The organism is Pseudolactococcus laudensis (assembly GCF_013449735.1).
Lineage (GTDB): Bacteria > Bacillota > Bacilli > Lactobacillales > Streptococcaceae > Pseudolactococcus > Pseudolactococcus laudensis.
In genome coordinates this window covers 41,819-64,278 of sequence record NZ_JACBNY010000011.1, presented here as the reverse complement: position 1 = coordinate 64,278, position 22,460 = coordinate 41,819, and the positions used below count along the sequence as shown (strand labels likewise).

General features: G+C 38.5%; 22 protein-coding genes and 1 pseudogene. 17 read left to right on the top strand and 6 right to left on the bottom strand.

What is annotated here, in order from left to right:
• Window positions 1–723: 723 nt before the first annotated feature.
• The 5 genes from HZR21_RS07335 to rpsT all read right to left on the bottom strand — a co-directional run bounded on the left by HZR21_RS07335 (window position 724) and on the right by rpsT (window position 2,622).
• A complete protein-coding gene (locus HZR21_RS07335; RefSeq protein WP_180747079.1) occupies window positions 724–936 on the bottom strand; it encodes an RH3 domain-containing protein in 213 nt (70 codons plus the stop codon).
• Between the two features lie 77 nt (window positions 937–1,013).
• Entirely contained in the window at window positions 1,014–1,340 is a 327-nt protein-coding gene (locus HZR21_RS07330; protein ID WP_040526354.1) for a hypothetical protein, read from the bottom strand.
• Complete coding sequence (locus tag HZR21_RS07325; RefSeq protein ID WP_180747078.1) at window positions 1,333–1,674, bottom strand: type II toxin-antitoxin system RelB/DinJ family antitoxin; 342 nt, start codon at window positions 1,672–1,674, stop codon at window positions 1,333–1,335. The genes HZR21_RS07330 and HZR21_RS07325 overlap by 8 nt, the downstream gene beginning before the upstream one ends.
• Before the next feature lie 117 nt (window positions 1,675–1,791).
• Window positions 1,792–2,277 carry a YkgJ family cysteine cluster protein gene (locus HZR21_RS07320; protein ID WP_180747077.1) on the bottom strand — a complete coding sequence of 162 codons (486 nt, stop codon included), beginning with the start codon at window positions 2,275–2,277 and terminating at the stop codon, window positions 1,792–1,794.
• A gap of 90 nt (window positions 2,278–2,367) precedes the next feature.
• On the bottom strand, window positions 2,368–2,622 hold the full coding sequence (rpsT, locus tag HZR21_RS07315; protein WP_004261801.1) for a 30S ribosomal protein S20: 255 nt from the start codon (window positions 2,620–2,622) through the stop codon (window positions 2,368–2,370).
• Window positions 2,623–2,846: 224 nt separating this feature from the next.
• On the opposite strand from rpsT, the gene HZR21_RS07310 reads away from it, so the two are divergent.
• The 8 genes from HZR21_RS07310 to HZR21_RS07275 all read left to right on the top strand — a co-directional run bounded on the left by HZR21_RS07310 (window position 2,847) and on the right by HZR21_RS07275 (window position 11,608).
• Window positions 2,847–3,440, top strand: coding sequence for an FUSC family protein (locus tag HZR21_RS07310; RefSeq protein WP_180747076.1), 594 nt, complete (start codon window positions 2,847–2,849; stop codon window positions 3,438–3,440).
• Window positions 3,437–4,138 (top strand): GntR family transcriptional regulator, encoded by a 702-nt coding sequence (locus HZR21_RS07305; protein ID WP_004261786.1) that lies wholly within the window; start codon window positions 3,437–3,439, stop codon window positions 4,136–4,138. Before HZR21_RS07310 ends, HZR21_RS07305 begins: the two co-directional genes overlap by 4 nt.
• A 6-nt stretch (window positions 4,139–4,144) precedes the next feature.
• A complete protein-coding gene (locus HZR21_RS07300; protein ID WP_180747075.1) occupies window positions 4,145–5,389 on the top strand; it encodes a tetratricopeptide repeat protein in 1,245 nt (414 codons plus the stop codon).
• A 76-nt stretch (window positions 5,390–5,465) separates the two neighbouring features.
• Entirely contained in the window at window positions 5,466–7,124 is a 1,659-nt protein-coding gene (gene alsS / locus HZR21_RS07295) for an acetolactate synthase AlsS (protein ID WP_180747074.1), read from the top strand.
• A 150-nt stretch (window positions 7,125–7,274) separates the two neighbouring features.
• The gene (budA, locus tag HZR21_RS07290; RefSeq protein ID WP_004261775.1) at window positions 7,275–7,985 is read left to right on the top strand and encodes an acetolactate decarboxylase; all 711 of its coding nucleotides are present in this window, start codon (window positions 7,275–7,277) and stop codon (window positions 7,983–7,985) included.
• Entirely contained in the window at window positions 7,969–9,183 is a 1,215-nt protein-coding gene (locus HZR21_RS07285) for a bifunctional folylpolyglutamate synthase/dihydrofolate synthase (protein ID WP_219605593.1), read from the top strand. The genes budA and HZR21_RS07285 overlap by 17 nt, the downstream gene beginning before the upstream one ends.
• Window positions 9,184–9,362: 179 nt before the next feature.
• The gene (locus tag HZR21_RS07280; RefSeq protein WP_180747072.1) at window positions 9,363–10,874 is read left to right on the top strand and encodes a metal ABC transporter solute-binding protein, Zn/Mn family; all 1,512 of its coding nucleotides are present in this window, start codon (window positions 9,363–9,365) and stop codon (window positions 10,872–10,874) included.
• A 122-nt stretch (window positions 10,875–10,996) separates the two neighbouring features.
• A complete protein-coding gene (locus tag HZR21_RS07275; protein WP_310592565.1) occupies window positions 10,997–11,608 on the top strand; it encodes a class I SAM-dependent methyltransferase in 612 nt (203 codons plus the stop codon).
• Between the two features lie 13 nt (window positions 11,609–11,621).
• On the opposite strand, the gene HZR21_RS07270 is transcribed toward HZR21_RS07275, so the two are convergent.
• Complete coding sequence (locus HZR21_RS07270; RefSeq protein ID WP_180747070.1) at window positions 11,622–12,635, bottom strand: lactonase family protein; 1,014 nt, start codon at window positions 12,633–12,635, stop codon at window positions 11,622–11,624.
• A gap of 261 nt (window positions 12,636–12,896) precedes the next feature.
• Between HZR21_RS07270 and HZR21_RS07265 the strand changes: the two genes are divergently transcribed.
• The 9 genes and pseudogenes from HZR21_RS07265 to HZR21_RS07225 all read left to right on the top strand — a co-directional run bounded on the left by HZR21_RS07265 (window position 12,897) and on the right by HZR21_RS07225 (window position 22,449).
• A complete protein-coding gene (locus HZR21_RS07265; protein ID WP_180747069.1) occupies window positions 12,897–14,066 on the top strand; it encodes an AI-2E family transporter in 1,170 nt (389 codons plus the stop codon).
• Window positions 14,067–14,242: 176 nt separating this feature from the next.
• On the top strand, window positions 14,243–15,244 hold the full coding sequence (gene dhaK / locus HZR21_RS07260; RefSeq protein ID WP_180747068.1) for a dihydroxyacetone kinase subunit DhaK: 1,002 nt from the start codon (window positions 14,243–14,245) through the stop codon (window positions 15,242–15,244).
• A 5-nt stretch (window positions 15,245–15,249) separates the two neighbouring features.
• Window positions 15,250–15,822 carry a dihydroxyacetone kinase subunit DhaL gene (dhaL, locus tag HZR21_RS07255; RefSeq protein WP_180747083.1) on the top strand — a complete coding sequence of 191 codons (573 nt, stop codon included), beginning with the start codon at window positions 15,250–15,252 and terminating at the stop codon, window positions 15,820–15,822.
• On the top strand, window positions 15,822–16,193 hold the full coding sequence (gene dhaM / locus HZR21_RS07250; RefSeq protein WP_180747067.1) for a dihydroxyacetone kinase phosphoryl donor subunit DhaM: 372 nt from the start codon (window positions 15,822–15,824) through the stop codon (window positions 16,191–16,193). The genes dhaL and dhaM overlap by 1 nt, the downstream gene beginning before the upstream one ends.
• Window positions 16,194–16,246: 53 nt before the next feature.
• Entirely contained in the window at window positions 16,247–17,698 is a 1,452-nt protein-coding gene (locus tag HZR21_RS07245; RefSeq protein WP_180747066.1) for an AcpB/EbpR/MafR family transcriptional regulator, read from the top strand.
• A gap of 54 nt (window positions 17,699–17,752) precedes the next feature.
• Complete coding sequence (locus HZR21_RS07240; RefSeq protein ID WP_180747065.1) at window positions 17,753–18,217, top strand: NUDIX hydrolase; 465 nt, start codon at window positions 17,753–17,755, stop codon at window positions 18,215–18,217.
• Between the two features lie 166 nt (window positions 18,218–18,383).
• Window positions 18,384–19,880: pseudogene (gene glpK / locus HZR21_RS07235) on the top strand (glycerol kinase GlpK).
• A 20-nt stretch (window positions 19,881–19,900) separates the two neighbouring features.
• Complete coding sequence (gene glpO / locus HZR21_RS07230; RefSeq protein WP_180747082.1) at window positions 19,901–21,733, top strand: type 1 glycerol-3-phosphate oxidase; 1,833 nt, start codon at window positions 19,901–19,903, stop codon at window positions 21,731–21,733.
• Window positions 21,733–22,449: an MIP/aquaporin family protein gene (locus tag HZR21_RS07225; RefSeq protein WP_180747064.1), complete on the top strand. Its 717-nt coding sequence runs from the start codon at window positions 21,733–21,735 to the stop codon at window positions 22,447–22,449. The genes glpO and HZR21_RS07225 overlap by 1 nt, the downstream gene beginning before the upstream one ends.
• Window positions 22,450–22,460: the final 11 nt, after the last annotated feature.

Here is a 22,460-nt window from a genome sequence, read left to right as displayed (position 1 = left end):
GACGGATTGACCAGAATGATAGAAGGCGATAAGGGTTTCTTTAAATTCTTTTGAGTAGCGTTTTTTCATGTTTTTGTCCTTTGTCTAAATTATACAATAGTGACTCTAAGATTTAAGGATAACATCAATAGTGACTCTAAGATTTAAGGATAACATCATTGTTTTAGTTAATTTAAAATAGAAAAATCGTAAGAAATCAATGTTCTTTAAGACAAATTTCTTGCGATTTTCTATTTCTAAAATATCAGTTTAACCTCTCTCGTAATTTCTCAACAAAAAGATAGGTCGTAGGACAGATTATATCAAACTCGTTTTATAGTAAGCGTAGTCACAGCTCGACCATCAAAATTACCAATAACAATAGATGACTTTATCGCAGTAGATAAACATTGTTATATAGAAGTGAAAGACAAGTCATTAATGAAATAACTGGACGCGTTTGGCTTGTTGGTGGCATTTCTCTATCCATACTTTTAACAATTATTAGGTCAACTCATAGTCCCCTGCTGATCATTACTCTCTATCTCCTAACAATAGTCGTATCGTTTCTTATCACCTTTGTCATGATAAAAATGAAAAAAAGTAAGGATAAACAAGGCATTGAATAACAAAAGGCGCTATCTCTTAGGGGAGTAGCGCCTTTATTATATAGTGTGATCTTATTTGAAATTCAGTTCTAGATAGGTGTCTGCATATACAGTGATGATGTATAAGAGGCTGTTTCTATCTATCTTTTAATGTCTCCATAAGTGGCAAAAAACGATCCATGTGTTCGTAAATTTTTTGCTTGACTTCTGGTGACACATTATTTTGTTTAAGATATGTAGTAACTGCTTCATTGACAAAGTCAGAGAGGGATTGTTCTGTTAAGTTAGTGTAATCTATCATTTCTTGATAGCTTGTCTCATCAAATTGGATTGTAATTTGTTTGCGCATCAGGTCACCTCATTATTTTTATACTTATTAATTTACGCACATCTTAAACACCTATTCAAATCAAAACAACCTCAAACTTATTCAGAGATTTTGGAAAGATAATTTGTACGATCATCAAAAATGAAGTCGACGTAGCAAGTGTCGTTTCTAGAATCATAAAGATACAGAATAACATAATGCTTAACTATCATTCGACGATAATTTTTAAATGTTGGTCTGATATTATTATAGACATTTGTGATGAAATTGCCTGTGGTTGGAAATTTATGTAGAATTCTAATTTGGTTATTGATAAGTTTAGGAATTTTACTTGCTGCTTTCCGATTTTGAAAATGATGAACGATATAGCGTTGGAATCCTCTGACTTGAAAATAGACTTCTGGATCAATTACCACTTTAGTCATTTAAAGTGTAATCCGCAGGAGCTTCAGCAACTATGAGATCATGATCGTCAAAAAGTTTTTCAAATGATTCAAGAGAATAGCCTCGAATACCTTTCTTTCGTCTTGCAATTGCAGCGTCTAAATGTTTTTCGATGTAGTTAAGCTCTGCAGCTTTCATCTGATCTGTTCTAAAATCCAGTGGCAAGGTTTCTTCAGCAACAATTTTGCCTAAAAACATATTGAGCGCTGTTGATAAATCTAACTGATTGTTAGCTAAGATAGCTGTTGCCTTTTCTTTCAGCGCTTTATTGGTACGGAAAGCGATTCGATCATTTTTTTCGGTCATACTAGGCATGGCAGAACTCCTTTGTTTGTTCATTGTGCTTACATTGTACCATTTATATGATATTAATTCAAATATTTACCAAAATAAAAACACCAAGATTGACTACTCATTGTCTATTTTTTTATTTCATCCCACCCGTTCTCGCAACTTTTCAACAAACAGGTAAGTCGCAGGACAGATCAAGGTATTCTTGAGTGTCAGATGATTAATCTGAAGAAACTTTTTACGATCTGTATGTGGGAACTCCCGACAGGCTTTGGGTCTGACGTCATAAACATCACAAAGATTGTCAGAGCCTAAAAAGGGACAGGGCATGCATTGGAAGATTTTGTCACCTTCTTCATCGACTTGGAGGTATTCTGACTCAAAATTAGCTAATTTCATGCGGAGTCGTTTGGCAACTCGTTCGATGTCGCTTTCTGTAAAGAGTGGTCCAAGTGATTTGCAACAGTTGGCGCACTGGGTACAGTCGATTTCTGTAAAGACTTCATCGTGGAGTTCTTTTGTTAGTTTATTTAGGTTTTTAGGTGGTTTCTTTTTGAGTGACGTCAAAAACTGACGATGCACTTTCTGTTTTTGGAGGGCAAGGTCTCTATAATTTTCGATATCCATAACTTATATTTTAGCATAAAAATAATACAAAAAAAGATACTCCATAAAGAGTATCCGTTTTAATCTTAATCCAAAATCGGGAAATAAAACTTATTTCGCCAATTTTTTAGCCAAACGTGATTTATCACGGTTAGCTTTATTTTTATGGATTAAACCTTTGGAATGAGCTTTGTCGATTGCAGCAGATGCAGCGACATACAATGCTTGCGCATCATCAGAGCCAGCAGCAACGGCAGCTTCAAATTTTTTGATTGAAGTGCGCAAAGCAGCTTTTTGAGCAGAATTACGTTCATTTTGAATGATATTCAACTCAGCACGTTTGATGGCAGATTTAATGTTAGCCATGTTTGTTCTCCTTGTTAATGATATAAAATTGATGAATCAACTTTACTCAATGCTTTTATTTATACTGCGTAAAATACAATACCAGACTATTATATCATTTACAATACCATAACGCAAATTTTATTTTTTAAACAAGTTTTATGTTATAATAAGTAAAGAAAATAGGTAAGCTAGCTGTATTGTATTCGTTCAATTATAACTTGCTGACTAGTGAAAGGGATACCATGTCATTTCAGTTTGGGCGTTTTCGCCTGGGTCTTAGAACGATTAAAACGGCCATTGCTATTTTAATCATATTAGTTTTTACACATTTGTTTCAGCGTGGTCAGTCTGCAGCAATGGTGGCGGGGATTTCAGCAATTATTGCTGTGAGAGACTCATATGCTGCAACGATTAAAGCATCTAAGGCGAGATTTATTGGCGCAACGTTGGGTGGTACTCTTGCGATTGTTTACTACTTTTTTTATTTGCTAAGTCATCAAAACTTTGCCGTACAAATTATCGTCATTCCTTTATTTGTGTTAGTCAACATTGTTATCATGGATGGCTTTAATCTTCATCCCGGTCTAGTAGGCGCGAATGCGACTTTATTGATTATTGCCTTGACCATTCCGGAAAATGCTTATGTAAGTTATGCGATTAGTCGGGTTTTTGATACTTTTTTTGGGGTGGCAGTGGCAACGCTTGTCAATAGTGCTTTTATTCATGACGCGCCTAAGGTGACGATAAAAAAAATCAGTCGAGACAAGGTTAATAAAAACAAGCAAGTTGATAGCAAAGCTAAAACCGCTACGGTTAAAAAGGAGAATACGAAGTGACAGCAATTTATATACGTATACATGATGAAATTAAGCATCAAATTGAGACAGGGGTTTTTGAAGTTGGACAACGTTTGCCGAGCGAACGTGTGATGGCGGAGCAATTTGGTGTGTCTCGGATGACTTTGCGTCAAGCCGTGACTAGTCTGGTTGAAGAAGGTATTTTAACTCGTTATGTTGGCTCTGGTACTTTTGTTGCGAGTGACCGTGTTCGTGAGAAAATGCGTGGGACGACCAGTTTCACTGAGATTATTCAAAATTTAGGTAAGACACCGAGTTCAAAGGTTTTGAGCTATCAAAAAACGAAGGCAAATGAAGTCGAGTGTGATAAGTTGCAGCTTAAAAAAGGCGCTCAAATTATCCGAATGGAGCGGATTCGTTATGCAGATGAGTTGCCGATTTGTTATGAAGTGGCGAGTATCCCTTATCGTTTAATTGAAGATTTTGCTAAAAATGATATTGCCAATCATTTTTATGAGACCTTAGCCAATGCTGGCAAAAAAATTGGTCGAAGTGAGCAAATTATTTCAGCCAAGATTGTTAATAAAGAAATTGCTAACTTTTTGTCAATCAAACAGAGTTCAGCAATTTTGGCATTGACGCAGGTTTCTTATTTCGCCAACAGCGATGAAACGCCTTTTGAGTACGTATTATCTCAATATGTCGGCGAACGATTTGAATTTTACTTAGAAAGATAAAAAATAATGACGCATTCTGAAAAAGTTGTTGATTTACTACATGCAGGTCAATTTGATGACATGGCGACGGAGCTAGCGAAAGCGATTGAGACAGATGGTCTCGATTTGCTAACGGATTTGGCCGAATATTTGTCAATGATGGGCTTTATAGATGAAAGCCGTCAGGTTTATGAAAAAATTGCAGCTAAAGATGCTGACAATACAGATATTTTGCTCAACCTCGCTGAAATGAAATTCGATGATGGCGATTTGGATGGTGCACTCGAATTGCTCTACAAAATAGAGGCAACAGATGATAACTATGTCGCAGCGCTTGTCATGATTGCTGACCTTTACCAGGCAGACGGTGTCTGGGAAGCAGCGCTTGAGAAATTACTGGAAGCGGCAAGCCTGACAGATTCTCCTTTGGTAACATTTGCCATTAGCGAACTTTACTATAACCAAGGAAAATGGCGTGAGGCGATTGCGCATTTCGCGAAACTCAGTCAACGTCAGATTTTAGAACTCACCAAAATATCAACCTACCAGCGGATTGGGACGGCCTATGCCTCATTAGGAGAGTTTGAAAATGCCACAAAATTCCTAGAGAAGTCACTCGAAATCGATCATGATGATAACGTCTTGTTTGAATTGGCGCAAATTAATTTTGCAACTGGCGAAGTTACACGTGCTATTGACTATTTCAAACAATTGGATGCTTTAGCACCCGACTTTGATGGCTATGCCTATCCTTATGCGCAGGCCTTGATTGAAGATAATGACTTTGAAGCTGCTTTTGCGGTAGCTAAAGACGGCTTGAGTAAAAACCCAACTGATGTGCCTTTGATTCATTTAACTAGCCGAATCGCCTATGCTTTACATGATTTAGAGAACTCAGAAAAGTATTTAACGCAAGCACTTGATTTACCAGATTTACATGATGAGACGGTCTTTCTTTTGAGCAATCTTTACATGGAGCAAGAAGATTTTGAAGCGGTTATCGCGCTTGAAAGTCTGCTTGATGAAGAACATGTCTTAGCGCAATGGAATATCGCTAAAGCTTATCGTGAGCTTGATCAAGACGAAAAATCGTTGACGATTTATGACGAGATTAGTCAAAGCGTCTTGGCTGATAATCCTGAATTTTTATTGGATTATGCCCAAATGTTAATTCGAAATGGTCGAACAGACGATGCCAAGGCAAGTCTAAGCAAATATTTATCACTTGTACCAGATGATGATAATTCACAAGCTTTATTTAATGAGCTATGATAATGGCGTTTAAACGCCTTTTTTGCTACAATAACCATTGTGAAGTTAAACTTTCAAGAAGGAACGTATTTAAAAAATGACAGAAGAAAAATTTGGTGCAGATTTAATTGTAGACTCACTCATTAACCATGATGTGAAATACATTTTTGGGATTCCGGGTGCTAAAATCGATAAGGTTTTTGATACTTTAGTCGATAAAGGCCCTGAGTTGATTGTCGCGCGTCACGAACAAAATGCCGCTTTTATGGCGCAGGCTGTTGGTCGAATTACAGGTGAGCCGGGTGTTGTGATTGCGACTTCAGGCCCTGGGGCATCAAACTTAGCTACTGGTCTTGTAACAGCGACAGCAGAAGGTGATGCGGTACTTGCGCTTGGAGGTCAAGTGAAACGTGGCGATCTCCTGAAACGGACGCACCAGTCTATGAATAATGCGGCGCTTTTTGAACCGATTACCAAATACTCGGCAGAAGTCCAAGATGCAGACACCCTATCAGAAATTGTAGCTAATGCCTATCGTTTATCAAAATCTGGCAAACCAGGCGCAAGTTTCATCTCCATTCCCCAAGATGTTGTTGACAGTAAGGTGAAGGTTAAGGCGATTAAGCCTTTGCACGAGCCAAAACTTGGGAATGCGTCAATTGATGATATTAATTATCTGGCTCAGGCGATTAAAAATGCCGTCTTGCCTGTCTTTCTTCTGGGTAGTGGTTCGTCATCTGCTAGTGTGACACACGCCATTCGTGAATTGTTACAATATGTGAACATTCCAGTTGTTGAAACTTTCCAAGGGGCAGGTGTGATTTCGCGTGATTTGGTTCATAATTTCTTCGGTCGTGTCGGTCTTTTTCGGAATCAACCAGGGGATATGCTCCTTAAAAAATCTGATTTGATTATTGCGATTGGTTACGATCCGATTGAATATGAGGCACGTAACTGGAATGCTGAAATTGATAGTCGTGTGATTGTTATCGATAAAGCTTTGGCTGAGATTGATACTTATTATCAACCTGAGCGCGAGTTGATTGGTGATATTGCACAAACGCTTGAAAATCTGATCCCTGCGATTCGTGGCTATAAAATTCCAGAAGGGAGTCTTGCCTATTTAGATGGGTTACATCATCTTCTGTCTAAAAATGAGTTTGACCGTAATTCTGACCCCAATCTTGTGCATCCACTTGATTTTATAGATGTGCTACAAGACACTGTTAAAGATGATGAAACAGTCACTGTCGATGTCGGTAGTCACTATATCTGGATGGCACGGAACTTCAAATCTTATGAGCCGCGTCATTTGCTCTTTTCAAATGGGATGCAAACGCTTGGTGTCGCACTACCATGGGGCATCTCTGCAGCGCTTTTACGTCCTGGTAAGAAAGTTTACTCGATTTCAGGTGATGGCGGTTTCCTATTTTCAGCACAAGAGCTTGAAACAGCAGTACGCTTGAACTTGCCACTGATTCATATTATCTGGAACGACGGTCATTATAACATGGTTGAGTTCCAGGAAGTGATGAAATATGGTCGTGCATCGGGCGTGGACTTTGGCCCAGTTGATTTTGTCAAATATGCTGAAGCATTTGGGGCAAAAGGAATTCGCGTGACTAACAAAGAAGATTTGGCTAAAGCATTGTCAGAAATAGATAGTACAACAGGTCCAGTCGTGATTGATGTACCTATTGATTATAAAGATAATATTAAATTAGGCGAAACGATATTGCCTGATGAATTTTATTGATAAATATGGTAAAATAAGTCTGAAACTTGTGAGCATTCACAAGTTTTTCGTAAATAAACATGATACTGATAAGCATTGCGACGACAGTCGTAAACTTCTAAGCATTACTAAGAAGTTAGCTAAAAGTTCTTACTAAGGAAAACAAGAGATATGTCTGAACCGATAAAACTTTTTCAATATAACACCCTATCCGCTTTGATGAGCGGTCTTTTCGAGGGGAGTATGACGATTGGCGAATTGCTAGAACAAGGTGATTTAGGAATTGGCACGCTAGACGAAATCGATGGCGAGTTAATCGTGCTGGATGGCAAAGCCTACCAAGCGCGTGGTGATAAAACAATTACAGAAGTAGGCCCTGATGTAAAAGTACCTTATGCGGCGGTTGTTTTCCACCAAGCAGAAGTCATTTTTAAACAACGTTTTGAAGCAAGTAATGAAGAACTCCAAACGCGTATTGAAACCTATTACGATGGCGCTAATTTATTTCGCTCTATCAAGATTCACGGGACTTTTGCAAAAATGCACGTTCGCATGATTCCTAAAGCTAAAGAAGGTGCAAGATTTGCAGATATTGCGACAAGACAGCCAGAATACACCGTCGAAAATGTAACAGGGACAATTGTTGGGATTTGGACACCAGAAATGTTTCATGGCGTGAGTGTCGCTGGCTATCATTTGCATTTTATCACAGATGATCATACCTTTGGTGGTCACGTTATAGATTATGTGATTTCTGAAGGGATTGTTGAAGTTGGCGCTGTCGATCAGTTGGACCAACGTTTTCCAGTCCAAGACCGTAAATATTTATTTGCCAAGCTAAACCTAGAGGAATTGAAAGAGGACATTGAGAAAAGTGAGTAATGCAAGCATTGATTGGATCCATTCGCGCCTGAAATTTGGCATTAAGCCCGGTCTCTCACGGATCATCTATTTGCTCGAGCAGCTAGACAATCCCCAAAACAAAATCAAGACCGTTCATGTCGCAGGAACCAACGGAAAAGGCTCAACCGTCACTTTTTTGTCCAATGTCCTCCAGCAATATGGGCTCCAAGTCGGTACTTTTACCTCACCCTTTATTGAAATTTTTAATGAGCGTATTGCGGTTAATGGTCGCTATATTTCTGACGAGGATTTAAATCGTATCGTCGCTGTCATCAAGCCACTGGTTTTGAAGATGGATGAGCATCCAGACCTTGTGAATATCACAGAGTTTGAAATCCTAACGGCTATCGGTTTTTATTACTTTGCTGACCAAGCTGTTGACATTGCGCTGATTGAAGTTGGCCTAGGTGGACTTTATGATTCAACAAACGTTATCACGCCATTAGTTTCTGCAATCACAACGATTGGCTATGATCATCAAGATATTTTAGGAGACACCTTGGCTAAAATTGCTAGCGAAAAAGCTGGTATTATTAAACACAATGTACCAGTTGTCGTAGGGAATATCATGGGTGTTCCTGAGGAAGCCTATGAAGTGATCGTAGCAGTAGCGCATGAGAAAAATGCACCGATTTATCACCCTGAAACGGGTAGAACTTTTGATTTGAATCTTCATGGTCAATATCAGCAAGACAATGCAGCATTAGCGCTCAAAATATTTGAGATTTTAGCAGAAAAATTAGGTTTGATAATTGAACCTGAAAAAATCAAAAAAGGGCTCAAACAAGCCTTCTGGCCTGCCAGAATGGAAGACTTGAATGGTTTTATCTTAGATGGCGCACATAATCTACCTGCCATTAAACGATTGGTAGCAGAGTTTAATGGCTCGAAAAAAGTCCACATCCTTTTTTCAGCCTTGCAACGTAAAGATTTTCATGAGATGATTACCTTGTTACAAACGATTTCAAATGTTAGCTTAACTTTAACGACATTTGATTATCCTAAAACGATTGTAGCAGCTGATGTGGCTGATATTTCTGATGTCACTTGGTTAGAAGACTGGCGAGAGTTTGTGACGGCACCTAGACATGCAGATGACATTTATCTCTTGACTGGCTCTCTCTACTTTATGAGTCAAGTTCGTGAGTTTCTATTGACTTCAAATAAATCAAATTAAATAAAATAAAATTCAAAAAAATAATGTTTACCAGTTGACATTATTTTTTTGTCGTGATATACTTAACCAGTAAACTAATTTAACGGATACCTGAGGTATCATCATAGAGGTTATCAGTTAGCTTACACTTATTTTTTGAGCAGATACTTAACTGGTAAAGGGAATTAAGAAAGAGAAAAATGAAGAAGAAAAAGCATTTATTATTAGGTGTATTGGCCGCAACAACTGCGTTAACACTCTTTGCTTGTAGCAATGAGTCTAGTAAAAAATCGGATAAATTGCAAATTGTGACGACGTTTTATCCGATGAAGGAATTCACTGAACAAGTTGTGGGTAAAGAAGCAGACGTGACAGTCTTAGTTAAACCAGGTGTCGAACCACATGATTTTGAGCCATCAGCCAAGGATGTTGCTGCTATCCAAAATTCGGACGCTTTCGTTTACAATAATGAAAATTTAGAGACATGGGTTGATAAAACAACTAAAGATATGAAAAACGTTGACGTGATTAAAGCATCAGAAGGTATCTTATTACTTGGTGGCACAGATGAAGGCGATGATGAGGCGGGACATGAAGGTCATTCTCACGTCTATGATCCCCACGTCTGGTTAGCGCCAAGTCTTGCCATCAAAGAAGTTGAAACCATCCGAGATCAACTGATTAAAAAATTCCCTCAGAAAAAAGAAAGTTTCACAAAAAATTCGGAAAGCTATCTAACCAAGTTAAAAGCCTTAGATCAAGCCTACAAAGATGGTTTATCAAATGCTAAGCAAAAAAACTTTGTGACACAGCATGCGGCTTTCGCTTATCTAGCGCTTGAATATGGCTTGAATCAAGTCTCAGTTTCGGGAATTAATCCTGAAACGGAACCATCAGCATCTCGCTTGAAGGAACTAAAAGCCTATGTTGACAAAAATGACATTCACTATATCTATTTTGAAGAAAATGCATCAGATAAAGTAGCAAAAACTTTAGCAGAAGAGGCAGGTGTCAAGACGTTACCGCTGAATCCATTAGAATCACTCACGCAAGAACAGGAAAAAGCGGGTGAAGATTATATTTCAGTCATGACGCAAAATCTACAAAATCTACAAAAAACAACAGATGCAGCATCAAAAGTTACAGCAATTGAACCAGAAAAAACGCCAGAAAAAACAGCTGTCGCAGGTTATTTTAAGGATGACCAAGTCAAAGACCGTAAACTATCAGACTGGTCAGGCACTTGGCAGTCCGTTTATCCATTACTTCAAAAGGGTGACCTGGATCAGGTCATGCGCTATAAATCTCTACTGAATAAAGACAAGAATGAAGAAGCATACAAGGCTTATTATACAGCTGGTTACAAGTCAGATGTCGATAAAATCACGATCAAAAAAGACACCATCACCTTTGATGTCAATGGTGTTTCACACAAAGCAACTTATAAATATGTCGGTAAAGAGATACTGAACTATACTAAGGGTAACCGTGGTGTCCGCTATCTTTTTGAGGCAGTAGGTGATACAAATGGTGCCTTCAAGTATGTCCAGTTTAGCGACCATGGGATTGCACCAGCTCAAGCAGAGCATTTCCATATTTATTATGGTAATGACAGTCAGGCAGCTTTAACAGCAGAACTTGAAAACTGGCCAACTTATTATCCGTCAGATTTAACACCAAGTCAAATTGCACAAGAAATGATTGCACATTAAAGTTAGTAAAAAGTTAGTCATTACAAAAAGTCAGTTTCCGAATGAAATCTGACTTTTTTTGATGCCGTTAGTTTTAAATGCTATAATGAAATCAATTAAGCAAAAAAAGAGGAGTGATCGACGTGTATAAAAATTATGAAAAGCTATCTGAAATCTATTATAATCGTCATGCCAAAAAATTTGACCGGTCATTTGATGGTTTTTTATCTGGCTTTTTTAAGCGTTATATTCTCAAAAATTTAGAACTGCCAGAACACGCTAACGTATTAGATGTCGGATCAGCGACAGGTCGTCTTCTTAAGATGCTTGCAAGCAAGTATCAGTTTGAAGGTGTAGGCTTAGATATTTCATCTCAGATGACAGAGATTGCACAGGCCAAGTACCCAGATTTTTCATTTGTAACTGGCTCGGCGATGAAACTCCCTTTTGAAGATCAGAGTTTTGATGTGCTAATCTGTTCAGCCTCTTTTCACCACTTTCCGAGTCCTGAAACATTTCTTAGAGAAGGGAAACGGGTTTTAAAACCCGGTGGCAAACTTGTCATTGCTGAGATTCGGATTCCTATTTTTCATGGTCTTTACAATCAATATATTCATCGTTTTTCAAAGGAAGGTGATGTCAAGGTTTATACTTTTGATGAATTAATGAATTTTCTTGAAAGCGCAGGTTTTGTCTTGATAAAAGGTAGAAAGCATTTACAGATTCAATATTTTGAAGCACACAAAAAAGCCTGAACAGGCTTTTTGATTAGGCTTTTACATAAACACAGACAGCCTCTGGGACGATAAAGTCATGTTGCACCTCAGTTAAGAGACCTGTTGTGCTATCGCGGAAGAAGGTTGTGACATTATCAGAATCTTGATGTGCTGCGATAATCACTCTTTCATCAGATGATAGGTTGAAGTCGCGAGGCATTTTGCCATGAGTTGCAGCGATTTGAATCAATTCTAAAGTACCGTCAGCTAAAATTTTGTAAACAGCAATGGAATCATGTCCACGGTTTGAGCCGTAAAGGAATTTGCCTTCTGATGATACGCGGATAGCAGCGGTACCGTTAAAGGCAATCCAATCTTCTGGCAAGGTTGAAAGTGTTTGTAATAGGGTAAACTGACCTACACCGTCATAAATCAAGACTTCAATCGTGCTGTTTAATTCGTTCATGAGGTAAGCGATTTTTTGAGTTGGATGGAAGGCGATATGACGAGGACCAGCACCTGGTGCAGATTTGTAAGTGTTGATTTTTGTTAATTGACCTTGCTCAGAAACATCATAAGTCACGACTTCATCAGTTCCTAAATCACAGGTCACGAGATATTTATCAGGTGTCAAATCAGTGAAATGAACATGAGGACTAGCCTGATTCTCGTGAGGACCAGAACCAGTGTGAACGTCCTTATCAGCAAGTGATAGACTACCGTCGGCAGCACGCTTGTAAACTAAAACTTCCCCTTTATGATAGTTAGCACCATATACTAAATCACGGGTCTCATCCACAGCCACATAACAAAGTGGCGCGCCAGCGTCAACAACGTGATTAATGAGTTTGCCGCCATTATCATAAGCCGCAATGCCCCCGTCGCCGTTCTCAGCTCCTACGCTGTAAAGATGCCCTGCTTGGTCAAGCGTGAGATAAGTGGGATTAGGTTCTTTCGCCACTAACTGAAGGTTGCTAAGTAGACCTGTTGTTGTGTCTAAGGTCGCTTTGTAAATGCCTTCAGACGTTTTTTTCGTATAAGTACCAAAATAAAGTGCTTCTGTCATGAATGTAATCCCTTTCAAATAGATATATTTATTATAGCATAACTTTTGAAATATGCCTGAAAAGAGGATGTATGCGCTTTAAAGGTTGGGTGTTGTCGCAGATTTAATGGACTGGGCTGACTATTTTGGAAAGACGTGTAAGCTCTACAAAATAGTTTGAAGTCTGCTAATAGCATCAGGTATGCTATAATATTAATTATAAAGTTGTTTCAAATTTTACATAAATTGAAAGCAATAGGTTGATTAGATAGGTGAAGGATAATGAACGATAAAAATAGTTTTAAAACGACTTGGTTTTTCAAATGGCTATTAGATAATAAAGTGGCGACTGGTTTCGCAGTTGTTTTGCTTTTTTTGTTAAATGTTTTGCTTTTGACGAAATTGAGCTTTATGTTTCAACCGATTGCCGATTTTCTCGGTGTCATTATGTTGCCAATTATTTTAGCTGCCGTTTTTTACTATCTATTGAATCCGATTGTCGATTATTTTGAGGCACGTAAAGTAAATCGTGTGGTATCAATTTCGGTTTTATTTGCGATAATTCTAGCTTTGATTATCTGGGGGTTAGCAGTTGCGATTCCAAATATGGTGACACAAGGCGAAAAATTTGCGGCTAATTTTCCTGATTATGTCGAATCAGGTGAAAAACATATTACTAGTCTCCTTGGCGATGAACGGTTTAAACAATTTAGACCACAAATTGAAAAAGCCGTCACGAGTTTTTCAGATAATTTGATTGAAATTTCTAAAAATCTTTCAACGACCTTGGTCAATAGTACAAGTTCATTTTTATCAACAGCAACTAGTGTAATTATCTCATTGATGATTTTTCCTTTTATTTTGTTTTACCTCTTACGCGATGGAAAATCACTCAATAAATATATCACGAATATGTTACCGAATGCTTGGCGTAACGATACATCAACTGTCTTGACACAAGTTAATTTACAGTTGTCAAGTTATGTTCGTGGTCAATTGATTGTTGCAGCAACAGTTGCGATTATGTTTTCAATCATGTTCTCAATTATTGGTCTCAAGTATGCGGTTGTTATTGGGATTGCAGCTGGTTTCTTAAACTTAATTCCTTATTTAGGGTCTTTCCTAGCAATGATTCCAGCCTTTATCATTGCCTTGGTAGCAGGACCGCTTATGGTCCTCAAAGTTGCCATTGTCTTTGTTATTGAGCAAACAATTGAGGGGCGTTTTGTTAGTCCGCTTGTATTAGGTAGCAAATTGAATATTCATCCGATTACAATTTTATTTGTTCTCTTGACATCCGGTAAAATTTTCGGTTTCTGGGGCGTCCTAATTGGGATTCCTGTTTATGCCTCTGCTAAAGTTATCGTAGTTTATTTTTACAAATGGTATCGTAAAATTTCACGTCTCTATGAAGACGAAGAACAAGAAATACAACAATTACTTGAAGAATAGTTATCCAAAACTCTCGCCTCTTTTTTAGAGCGAGAGTTTTTTGATTCATATAAGCATTACTAAAGAAAGGAGAGAGTTGATGGACTAAAAGTTGGACAAATTCAGTAAATAGGATTAAAATAACATTGAAAACGCTTTTAAATTCTAAAATAAAGATAGAAGATGAGGGACAAGAGATGAAAAAAATTATCAATCAACCGGCAGATATTGTGACTGAAATGGTATCAGGTTTAACACGCGCCTATCCCGATTTTATCAAAAGATTGGATGGTACCAATGTCATTGTTAAAACTGAACAAGCGTCACAAGTTCAGCTGATTTCAGGCGGTGGTAGCGGTCATGAGCCAAGTCATGCTGGTTTTGTCGGAGAAGGAATGCTTTCAGCAGCTGTCTGCGGTGAGGTATTTACTAGCCCAACACCAGACCAAATTTATGAGGCAGCTAAGGCAGTTGATACTGGGGCTGGTGTTTTCTTTATCATAAAAAATTATTCAGGTGATGTTATGAATTTTGATATGGCAAAAGACATGGCAAAAGACATGGCTGAAATGGCTGATATACAAGTAGATTTTGTGATTGTTGATGATGATATCGCAGTTGAAAATTCAACATATACGCAAGGTAAACGTGGCGTTGCAGGAACAGTTCTCGTGCATAAAATTCTCGGTAATCTAGCACGCTCGGGTGCTAGATTAGTCGAAATTAAGAAAGCTGCCGAAGTATTAGTGCCAGAAATTCATACAATAGCTGTTGCACTTTCTGGTGCGACGGTACCAGAAGTCGGCAAACCTGGTTTTGAATTACCAGAAGATGAGATTGAGTATGGTGTCGGCATACATGGCGAGCCTGGCTATCGTCGTGAAAAAATGTTACCTTCAAAAGACTTAGCAAAAGAGTTGGTAGATAAACTTGTTCTGTCTTTTGATGGGGATACAACAAGTCACTATGCTATTTTAGTTAATGGTATGGGCGCAACACCTTTGATGGAGCAATTTATCTTTACTAACGACGTCATGGATTTATTAGACGATAAAGGAGTCAAGGTCGCTTACTCGAAAGTCGGAAATTTGATGACATCAATTGATATGGCAGGGATTTCTTTGACGCTATTGAGACTTTCAAATGCTGATTGGCTTGAAGGGCTAAACGCTGATGTTAAAACGATTGCATGGGGGTAACAAAAATGAATTTAACAGCTAAAATGGCAAGAAAATGGCTCATTTTATTTAACGAAAAAATTCAAGCTAAGCAGGACTATTTGAGTGAGTTAGATACACCAATTGGTGATGGTGACCATGGTCACAACATGGCGCGTGGGATGACGGCAGTTGTTTCTGTCCTTAATGATACTCAAACTTTGCAAGAGGTATTCAAAGCAACCGCAATGGCTTTAATTTCTGAAGTAGGGGGCGCAAGTGGTCCTTTATATGGTACTGCTTTTATGGAAATGGCGAAAGCTGCGGCAACTTCTGACCAGTTATCAGACTTACTATCAGCTGGATTGGCAGGTATCATCAAACCTGGTGGCGCACAAGTAGGTGATAAAACGATGGTCGACGTTTGGACGCCAATTGTAACTGAAATTCAAAAGAGAACATTGACAAAAATTGAAATTGAAGAATTTGTCATGGCTACTGCAGATTTATTAGCTAAAAAAGGTCGTGCATCTTATGTTGGCGACCGCTCAATTGGTCATATTGACCCAGGTAGTCAATCTTCTGGCTATTTATTTGAAAGTCTCATGGAGGTAATTTGATGACAAGTTTAGGAATTGTTTTAGTAACGCATGTTGCGGATGTTTCCGAAGGCTTGGTTAAATTATTGCGAGAGGTCGCAAAAGATGTTGACATCACAGTTGGTGCAGGTCTTGATGGCGGTGAAATTGGAACAAGTTTTGAGCGGATTCAAGCCGCTTTTGAAGCCAATCAAGCTGATGAACTTTTGGTCTTCTATGACTTAGGTTCGGCCAAGATGAATTTGGAAATGGTTATGGAATTTTTAGAAAGACCAGTCCATTTGTACGATACTGCCTTTGTCGAATCAGCTTATACAGCGGCGGCTTTGATTCAAGCAGGCAGTTCACTTGAAGAGATAAGGCAACAGCTTATACCTTTAAAAATAAAATAACTTCATTCAAGTTGAGAATGAAAGATAAGGATTAGAAATGAAAGAACCAAATTGTGAAAGTTGACGTATTTTTAGATAATAAAGAAGGCACTCAGATTGACATCATTCGGCAACTTCTGTTTCATGCTGGTAAGATGACACAGAAAACATTGGCCAAAGAGGTTGGCTTGACACAGAATGCCTTGAAAGACTATGTGTCGGACATTGTTCAAGTGTGCCAACCATTGGGAGAGCAGTTCGAGATTGAGCTTGAACAAAAGGAAGTACAGTTAAGCTTTTCGTCAGATATCAATTTGGATAAAATCCTTTTGGCTTATCTGAATAATAGCCTCAGTTACCAGATTTTGGGTTTTGTATTTGAGCATAAAAAGTTTTCTACGTTTCAATTAACGCAAGAATTTAACAGCAGTGAAGCTACCATTTTTAGGAAACTTCGAGATATTAATCAATCACTTAAGAAATTTGGTATTGGTATCAGAAATGGTCAGTTAGTTGGCGATGAACTTCAGATTCGTTATTTTTATTACCAGCTATTTTTGCTTGTTGACACAGGATTTTCAAGTGATGATTTGGCCGTGACAAAATTAGTAACCAAGCTACAGCCAGAGTTTCATCAAAGTTTTTCGAAAATAGCGCTTAAACGGCTGAGTTGTTGGCTTTTTGTCACGCGCCACCGTTTGCAAGTCGCTAATACTGACAATACGAGATTGACTCAAATTCAAGATAAGTTTGAAACAGATAAACTTTATCGAATGATTCAAGAGGTGATGCGTGAGTATTTTAAAGAATCCGTCAATTTTGTTGGTAAGCATGAAGGAGCCATGTTTTATTGTTTCTTGATTACTTTTGACATCTTGGGTGAGGATAATTTTGCACGCTATGATTTGACACGTCGTAAAAAAATTTCAACAGCTATGTTAGATACGTACAGTCGAGAAATGATTGTCATGCATTATGGTTATCAAAAATTAAGCATTTCTGATGAGAAACGACTGACTTATCAGTTATCGCAAGTTCATGCGCAGGCCCTCTATTTTCAGGGGCAGCTCACAAGTTACGAATCCGAGCGTATGATGCAGTACTATCAACAGCATTTGACGCCAGAAATCACCCAGTTGATTTCAAAGTTAATCGCAACGACTCATGAACAGCTGGCACTCCAAACACCTCATACTGACTTTTTACGGCTGAATTATGCGAGCATCCTTATTGCCATTGATTTATCATTGCATCAAAATATTTCAGTTGGTATTGATTTATCAAATTTATCGTTATTAGGTCATTCACTTTATTATTTCTTGTTGTCTGAGCTATCTAGTATGACGCAGGTCCATTTTGAAAAATATCGGCAGCACCAATATTACGATTTAATTCTGACAACAGCAGAACATCCAATCTCTGTTAAAGCAAACTATTACTATTTATCAGAGCTTTTATCACCTTACGATATCGTTCAAATCAAGACCAAAATCAAAGCGATCAAGCATCAGAAAAATAATCGGTGATAAACGAAAAGTGATTAATAACCTTTGCATTAATTGGAGAGTATAGGTATCTAAATGGAAAATTATGTAGAGACAATTAGGCGTAAAATAGGTCATGACTTGCTGGTATTAGTTGGGGCGAATGTTATTATCTATAATACGCATCACAAGTATCTCTTACAGCAGCGTGCCAATGGCAATTGGGGACTGATGGGAGGTTTAATGGAGGTTGGTGAATCTTTAGAGGAAACGGCTATCAGAGAGGTGTATGAAGAGTCAGGCTTGACTATTGAATCATTAATGCAACTTCAAACATTTTCAGGTACCGCTTTTAGATTTAAATTGAAGAATGAAGATGAGATTTATGTTGTGACAACCTTATTTCTTGCTAATCAGGTTTCAGGAGAAATGGCTTATGATGGTAACGATGAAACATTAAATCTTAAGTATTTTTCTTATCAAGATTTGCCTGAAACACTAGAAGATGAGTATCGCAAATATATTCAATACTTTGAGGATAGTGTCTTGCAAGACAATTGATTATGGTAAAATCAGGCATAATAGGGTGTCATCAAGCTTTGGAAAATAACCTGTCATAAATCAGTGAAAAATGGCCGATTGTTGATAGGCTATTTTTCATTTAGCATGATAAGATAAATATGTAGCAAGTAAGAAAGCGCTTTCTTAAATAAAGGAGGAACGGATTTTGGTAGAAGAACAATATATTATGGCGATTGATCAGGGGACAACAAGTTCTCGTGCAATTATTTTTAATAAGATGGGGTTGAAAATTGGGAGTTCTCAAAAAGAGTTCACGCAATATTTCCCGCAAGAGGGCTGGGTAGAACATGATGCCAATGAAATTTGGAATTCAGTTCAATCTGTAATTGCTGGTGCCTTTATCGAATCAGGGATTAAGCCTTCGCAAGTTGCTGGGATTGGGATTACCAATCAGCGTGAGACGACTGTAATTTGGGAAAAAGATACTGGGAAACCTATTTACCATGCGATTGTGTGGCAATCGCGTCAAAGCTCTAGCATTGCCGACAAGCTAAAAGAAGATGGCAAGAGCGAGTGGATTCATAAGAAAACTGGTCTAGTGATTGATGCTTACTTTTCAGCAACAAAAATCCGTTGGATTCTAGACCATGTTGAGGGGGCACAGGAAAGAGCAGAAAAAGGAGAGTTGTTATTTGGAACGATTGATACGTGGCTAGTCTGGAAATTGACAGACGGTCAATCTCATGTAACAGACTTGTCAAATGCGAGTCGGACCATGCTTTTTAATTTGACAACACTTGACTGGGATCAAGAAATCTTAGATTTACTCAATATTCCACGTCAAATGTTACCAAAACTAGTGTCAAACTCAGAAATTTATGGTCAAACTCAAGGTTTCCATTTCTATGGGAGTGAAGTGCCAATCTCAGGTATGGCGGGGGACCAACAAGCAGCATTATTTGGTCAAATGGCATTTGAAGCAGGTATGGTTAAAAATACTTATGGCACAGGTTCCTTTATTGTTATGAATACAGGTGATAAGCCTAGCTTTTCAAAAAATAATTTGCTGACGACAGTTGGGTATAGCCTCAATGGTCAAGTCAATTATGCGCTTGAAGGAAGTATCTTTGTTGCAGGCTCAGCGATTCAATGGATTCGTGATGGTTTGCAGTTCATAGATAAAGCTAGTGATTCTGAAGAAGCTGCGCGTGCCTCACAAAATGACGATGAAGTCTATCTTGTCCCTGCTTTTGTTGGACTCGGTGCGTCTTATTGGGATCAAGATGCGCGTGGTACCATGTTTGGTTTGACACGTGGGACAACGAAAAATGATATTATCAAAGCAACTTTACAATCGATTGCTTATCAAGTGCGAGATATCATTGATACAATGCATGCGGATACTGGTATTGATATTCCGGTACTTAAAGTTGATGGTGGTGGTACTGCCAATGACTATCTCATGCAATTTCAATCTGACTTACTTAATACGCCGATTCAACGCTCTAAAAATGCAGAGACAACTGCACTTGGTGCAGCTTTTCTAGCTGGTTTAGCTGTTGGTTTCTGGAAAGATACAGATGAGATTTGAGAATTTTATGAAGCTGGTAAAATATTTGAAGCAAATATGGCGCCAGAACGTCGAGAAAAATTGTACGAAGGCTGGAAAAAAGCAGTAATTGCAACACGTACATTTAAATAAACGAGGAAGAAATTATGATAATTTTTTCAAAAACAACACGTCAAAAAAGTATTGAACAAATGCAAGCAGAAACCCTAGATTTGCTTATAATCGGTGGTGGTATTTCAGGTGCAGGTGTTGCCATTCAGGCTGCTGCATCTGGCATCAAAACAGGTCTATTAGAGATGCAAGATTTTGCAGAAGGCACATCATCACGATCTACAAAATTAGTACATGGTGGTATTCGCTATCTCAAAACTTTTGATGTTGAGGTCGTCTCTGATACAGTCAAGGAACGTGCGATTGTGCAACAAATTGCTCCACATATTCCTAATCCAGATCCTATGCTACTCCCGATTTATGATGATGAAGGTCCGACAACCTTTGATATGTTTTCTGTTAAGATTGCTATGGATCTTTATGATCAGCTGGCAGGTGTCAAAGGTACGAAATATGAAAATTATACCTTGACTGCTAAAGAAGTGTTGGAGCGTGAGCCTTATATCAAAAAAGAAGGTTTACAAGGTGCGGGTGTTTATCTTGACTTCCGTAATAATGATGCGCGTTTGGTAATTGAGAATATCAAAAAAGCGGCAGAAGATGGTGCTTATATTGCAAGCAAAGTCAAAGTAGTCGGTTTCTTGTATGAGGAAGGCAAGATTATCGGTGTTAAAGCGCGTGATTTACTGACAGGCCAAACTTTTGAAGTACATGCTAAAGTCGTCATTAATACAAGCGGTCCTTGGGTGGATAAAATTCGTAATTTGAACTATACCCGTGCGGTCATCCCACACATGCGTCCAACTAAAGGTGTGCATTTAGTGGTTGATGCTAAAAAGTTGCCAGTACCACAACCCACTTATTTTGATACACAAAAACACGATGGTCGAATGGTCTTTGCTATTCCACGTGAAAATAAAACTTATTTCGGAACGACAGATACTGATTATCAGGGAGATTTTTCAGACCCTAAAGTCACACAAGATAATGTCGATTATCTATTGGATGTCATTAATAAACGGTATCCAGATGCCAATATAACGATTGATGACATCGAAAGTTCGTGGGCTGGCCTGAGACCACTTTTACTAGGTAATTCAGGCTCTGACTATAATGGTGGTGATAATGGTAGTTTATCAGACACAAGTTTCGATAAAGTTTTAAACATTATCAGTGCTTACAAGCAAGATCAAGCCAGCCGTGGCGATGTTGAAGATGTTTTGAATCACCTTGAAAATTCTCGTGGTGAAAAAGAGCTATCACCGTCTCAAATCTCTCGTGGTAGTGCTTTGGAGCGTGAATCAGATAACTTGGTGACCCTAGCCGGCGGTAAAATCACAGACTATCGTAAGATGGCTGAAGGGGCGCTTGAATTAATCAAAAACATCTTAGCAGATGAATTCAATCAAACTTACAATGCCATTAATTCTAAAGAATATGCTGTCTCGGGTGGTGAGTTTGACCCAGCTAAAGTAAGTGAAACAGTTGAAATCAATGCTGCCATTGGTGTTGCGGCAGGTCTATCAGAAGAAGAGGCCTACTACATTGCTGATTTTTACGGTATGAATGCCTTAACAATCTTCGATATGGCGAAAGAAATGACAGCTTATGAGAAATTAACGCTAGCAGAGTCAGCGATGCTACGTTATGCAATGCAAGCTGAGATGACACTGACACCGAGCGATTATCTCATGCGTCGAACCAATCATATTCTTTTCCAACGTGATAGACTGGATGCGATTAAACATCCCGTTGTCGACGCTATGGCAGATTATTATAACTGGTCTCAAGACGAAAAAGCAGAGCAATTAGTCGAGTTAAACCAAGTTATCAACGCATCGGACTTGAAAGATTTTAAAGCGGGGGCAAACTAATGTCAGGTGATATGGTACAAATTTTTAGTGAATTCATCGGTACACTCATTCTTATTCTCCTAGGCGGAGGCGTTTGTGCAGCTGTTAATCTGAATAAGAGCAAGGCACAAAATTCAGGTTGGATTGTCATCGCATTCGGTTGGGCACTTGCAGTGACGATTGCCGTTTATATCGCTGGGATGAATGGTCCAGCACATCTAAATCCAGCTGTAACTATTGCAATGGCAGTGGATGGCAGCTTTAAGATGAGTTTAGTCCTACCGTTTATCATCGCACAATTACTTGGTGCAATCGTTGGTGCAGTACTTGTTTGGCTTGATTACTTGCTACATTTTGATGCAACGACAGATAAAGGCGCAATCCTTGGCACATTTGCCACAGGACCTGCAATTCGTAATTATCCAGCTAACTTTATTACCGAAGTAATTGGTACATTTGTCCTTGTCCTAGGTCTATTAGCCTTTGGTGCTAATAAATTTGCAGATGGTACAAACGTATTTGCAGTCGGTGGCCTAATCTTAGCGATAGGTCTATCACTTGGCGGGCCAACAGGTTATGCTATCAATCCAGCCAGAGATTTAGGGCCACGGATTGCGCATTTCTTCTTACCAATGAAAAATAAAGGCGATTCTGACTGGGCTTATAGTTGGATACCTATTATCGCACCTATCGTTGGCGGTCTCTTAGCAGTCGGTCTATTCCATTTTATGAAATAGACAATATAAAA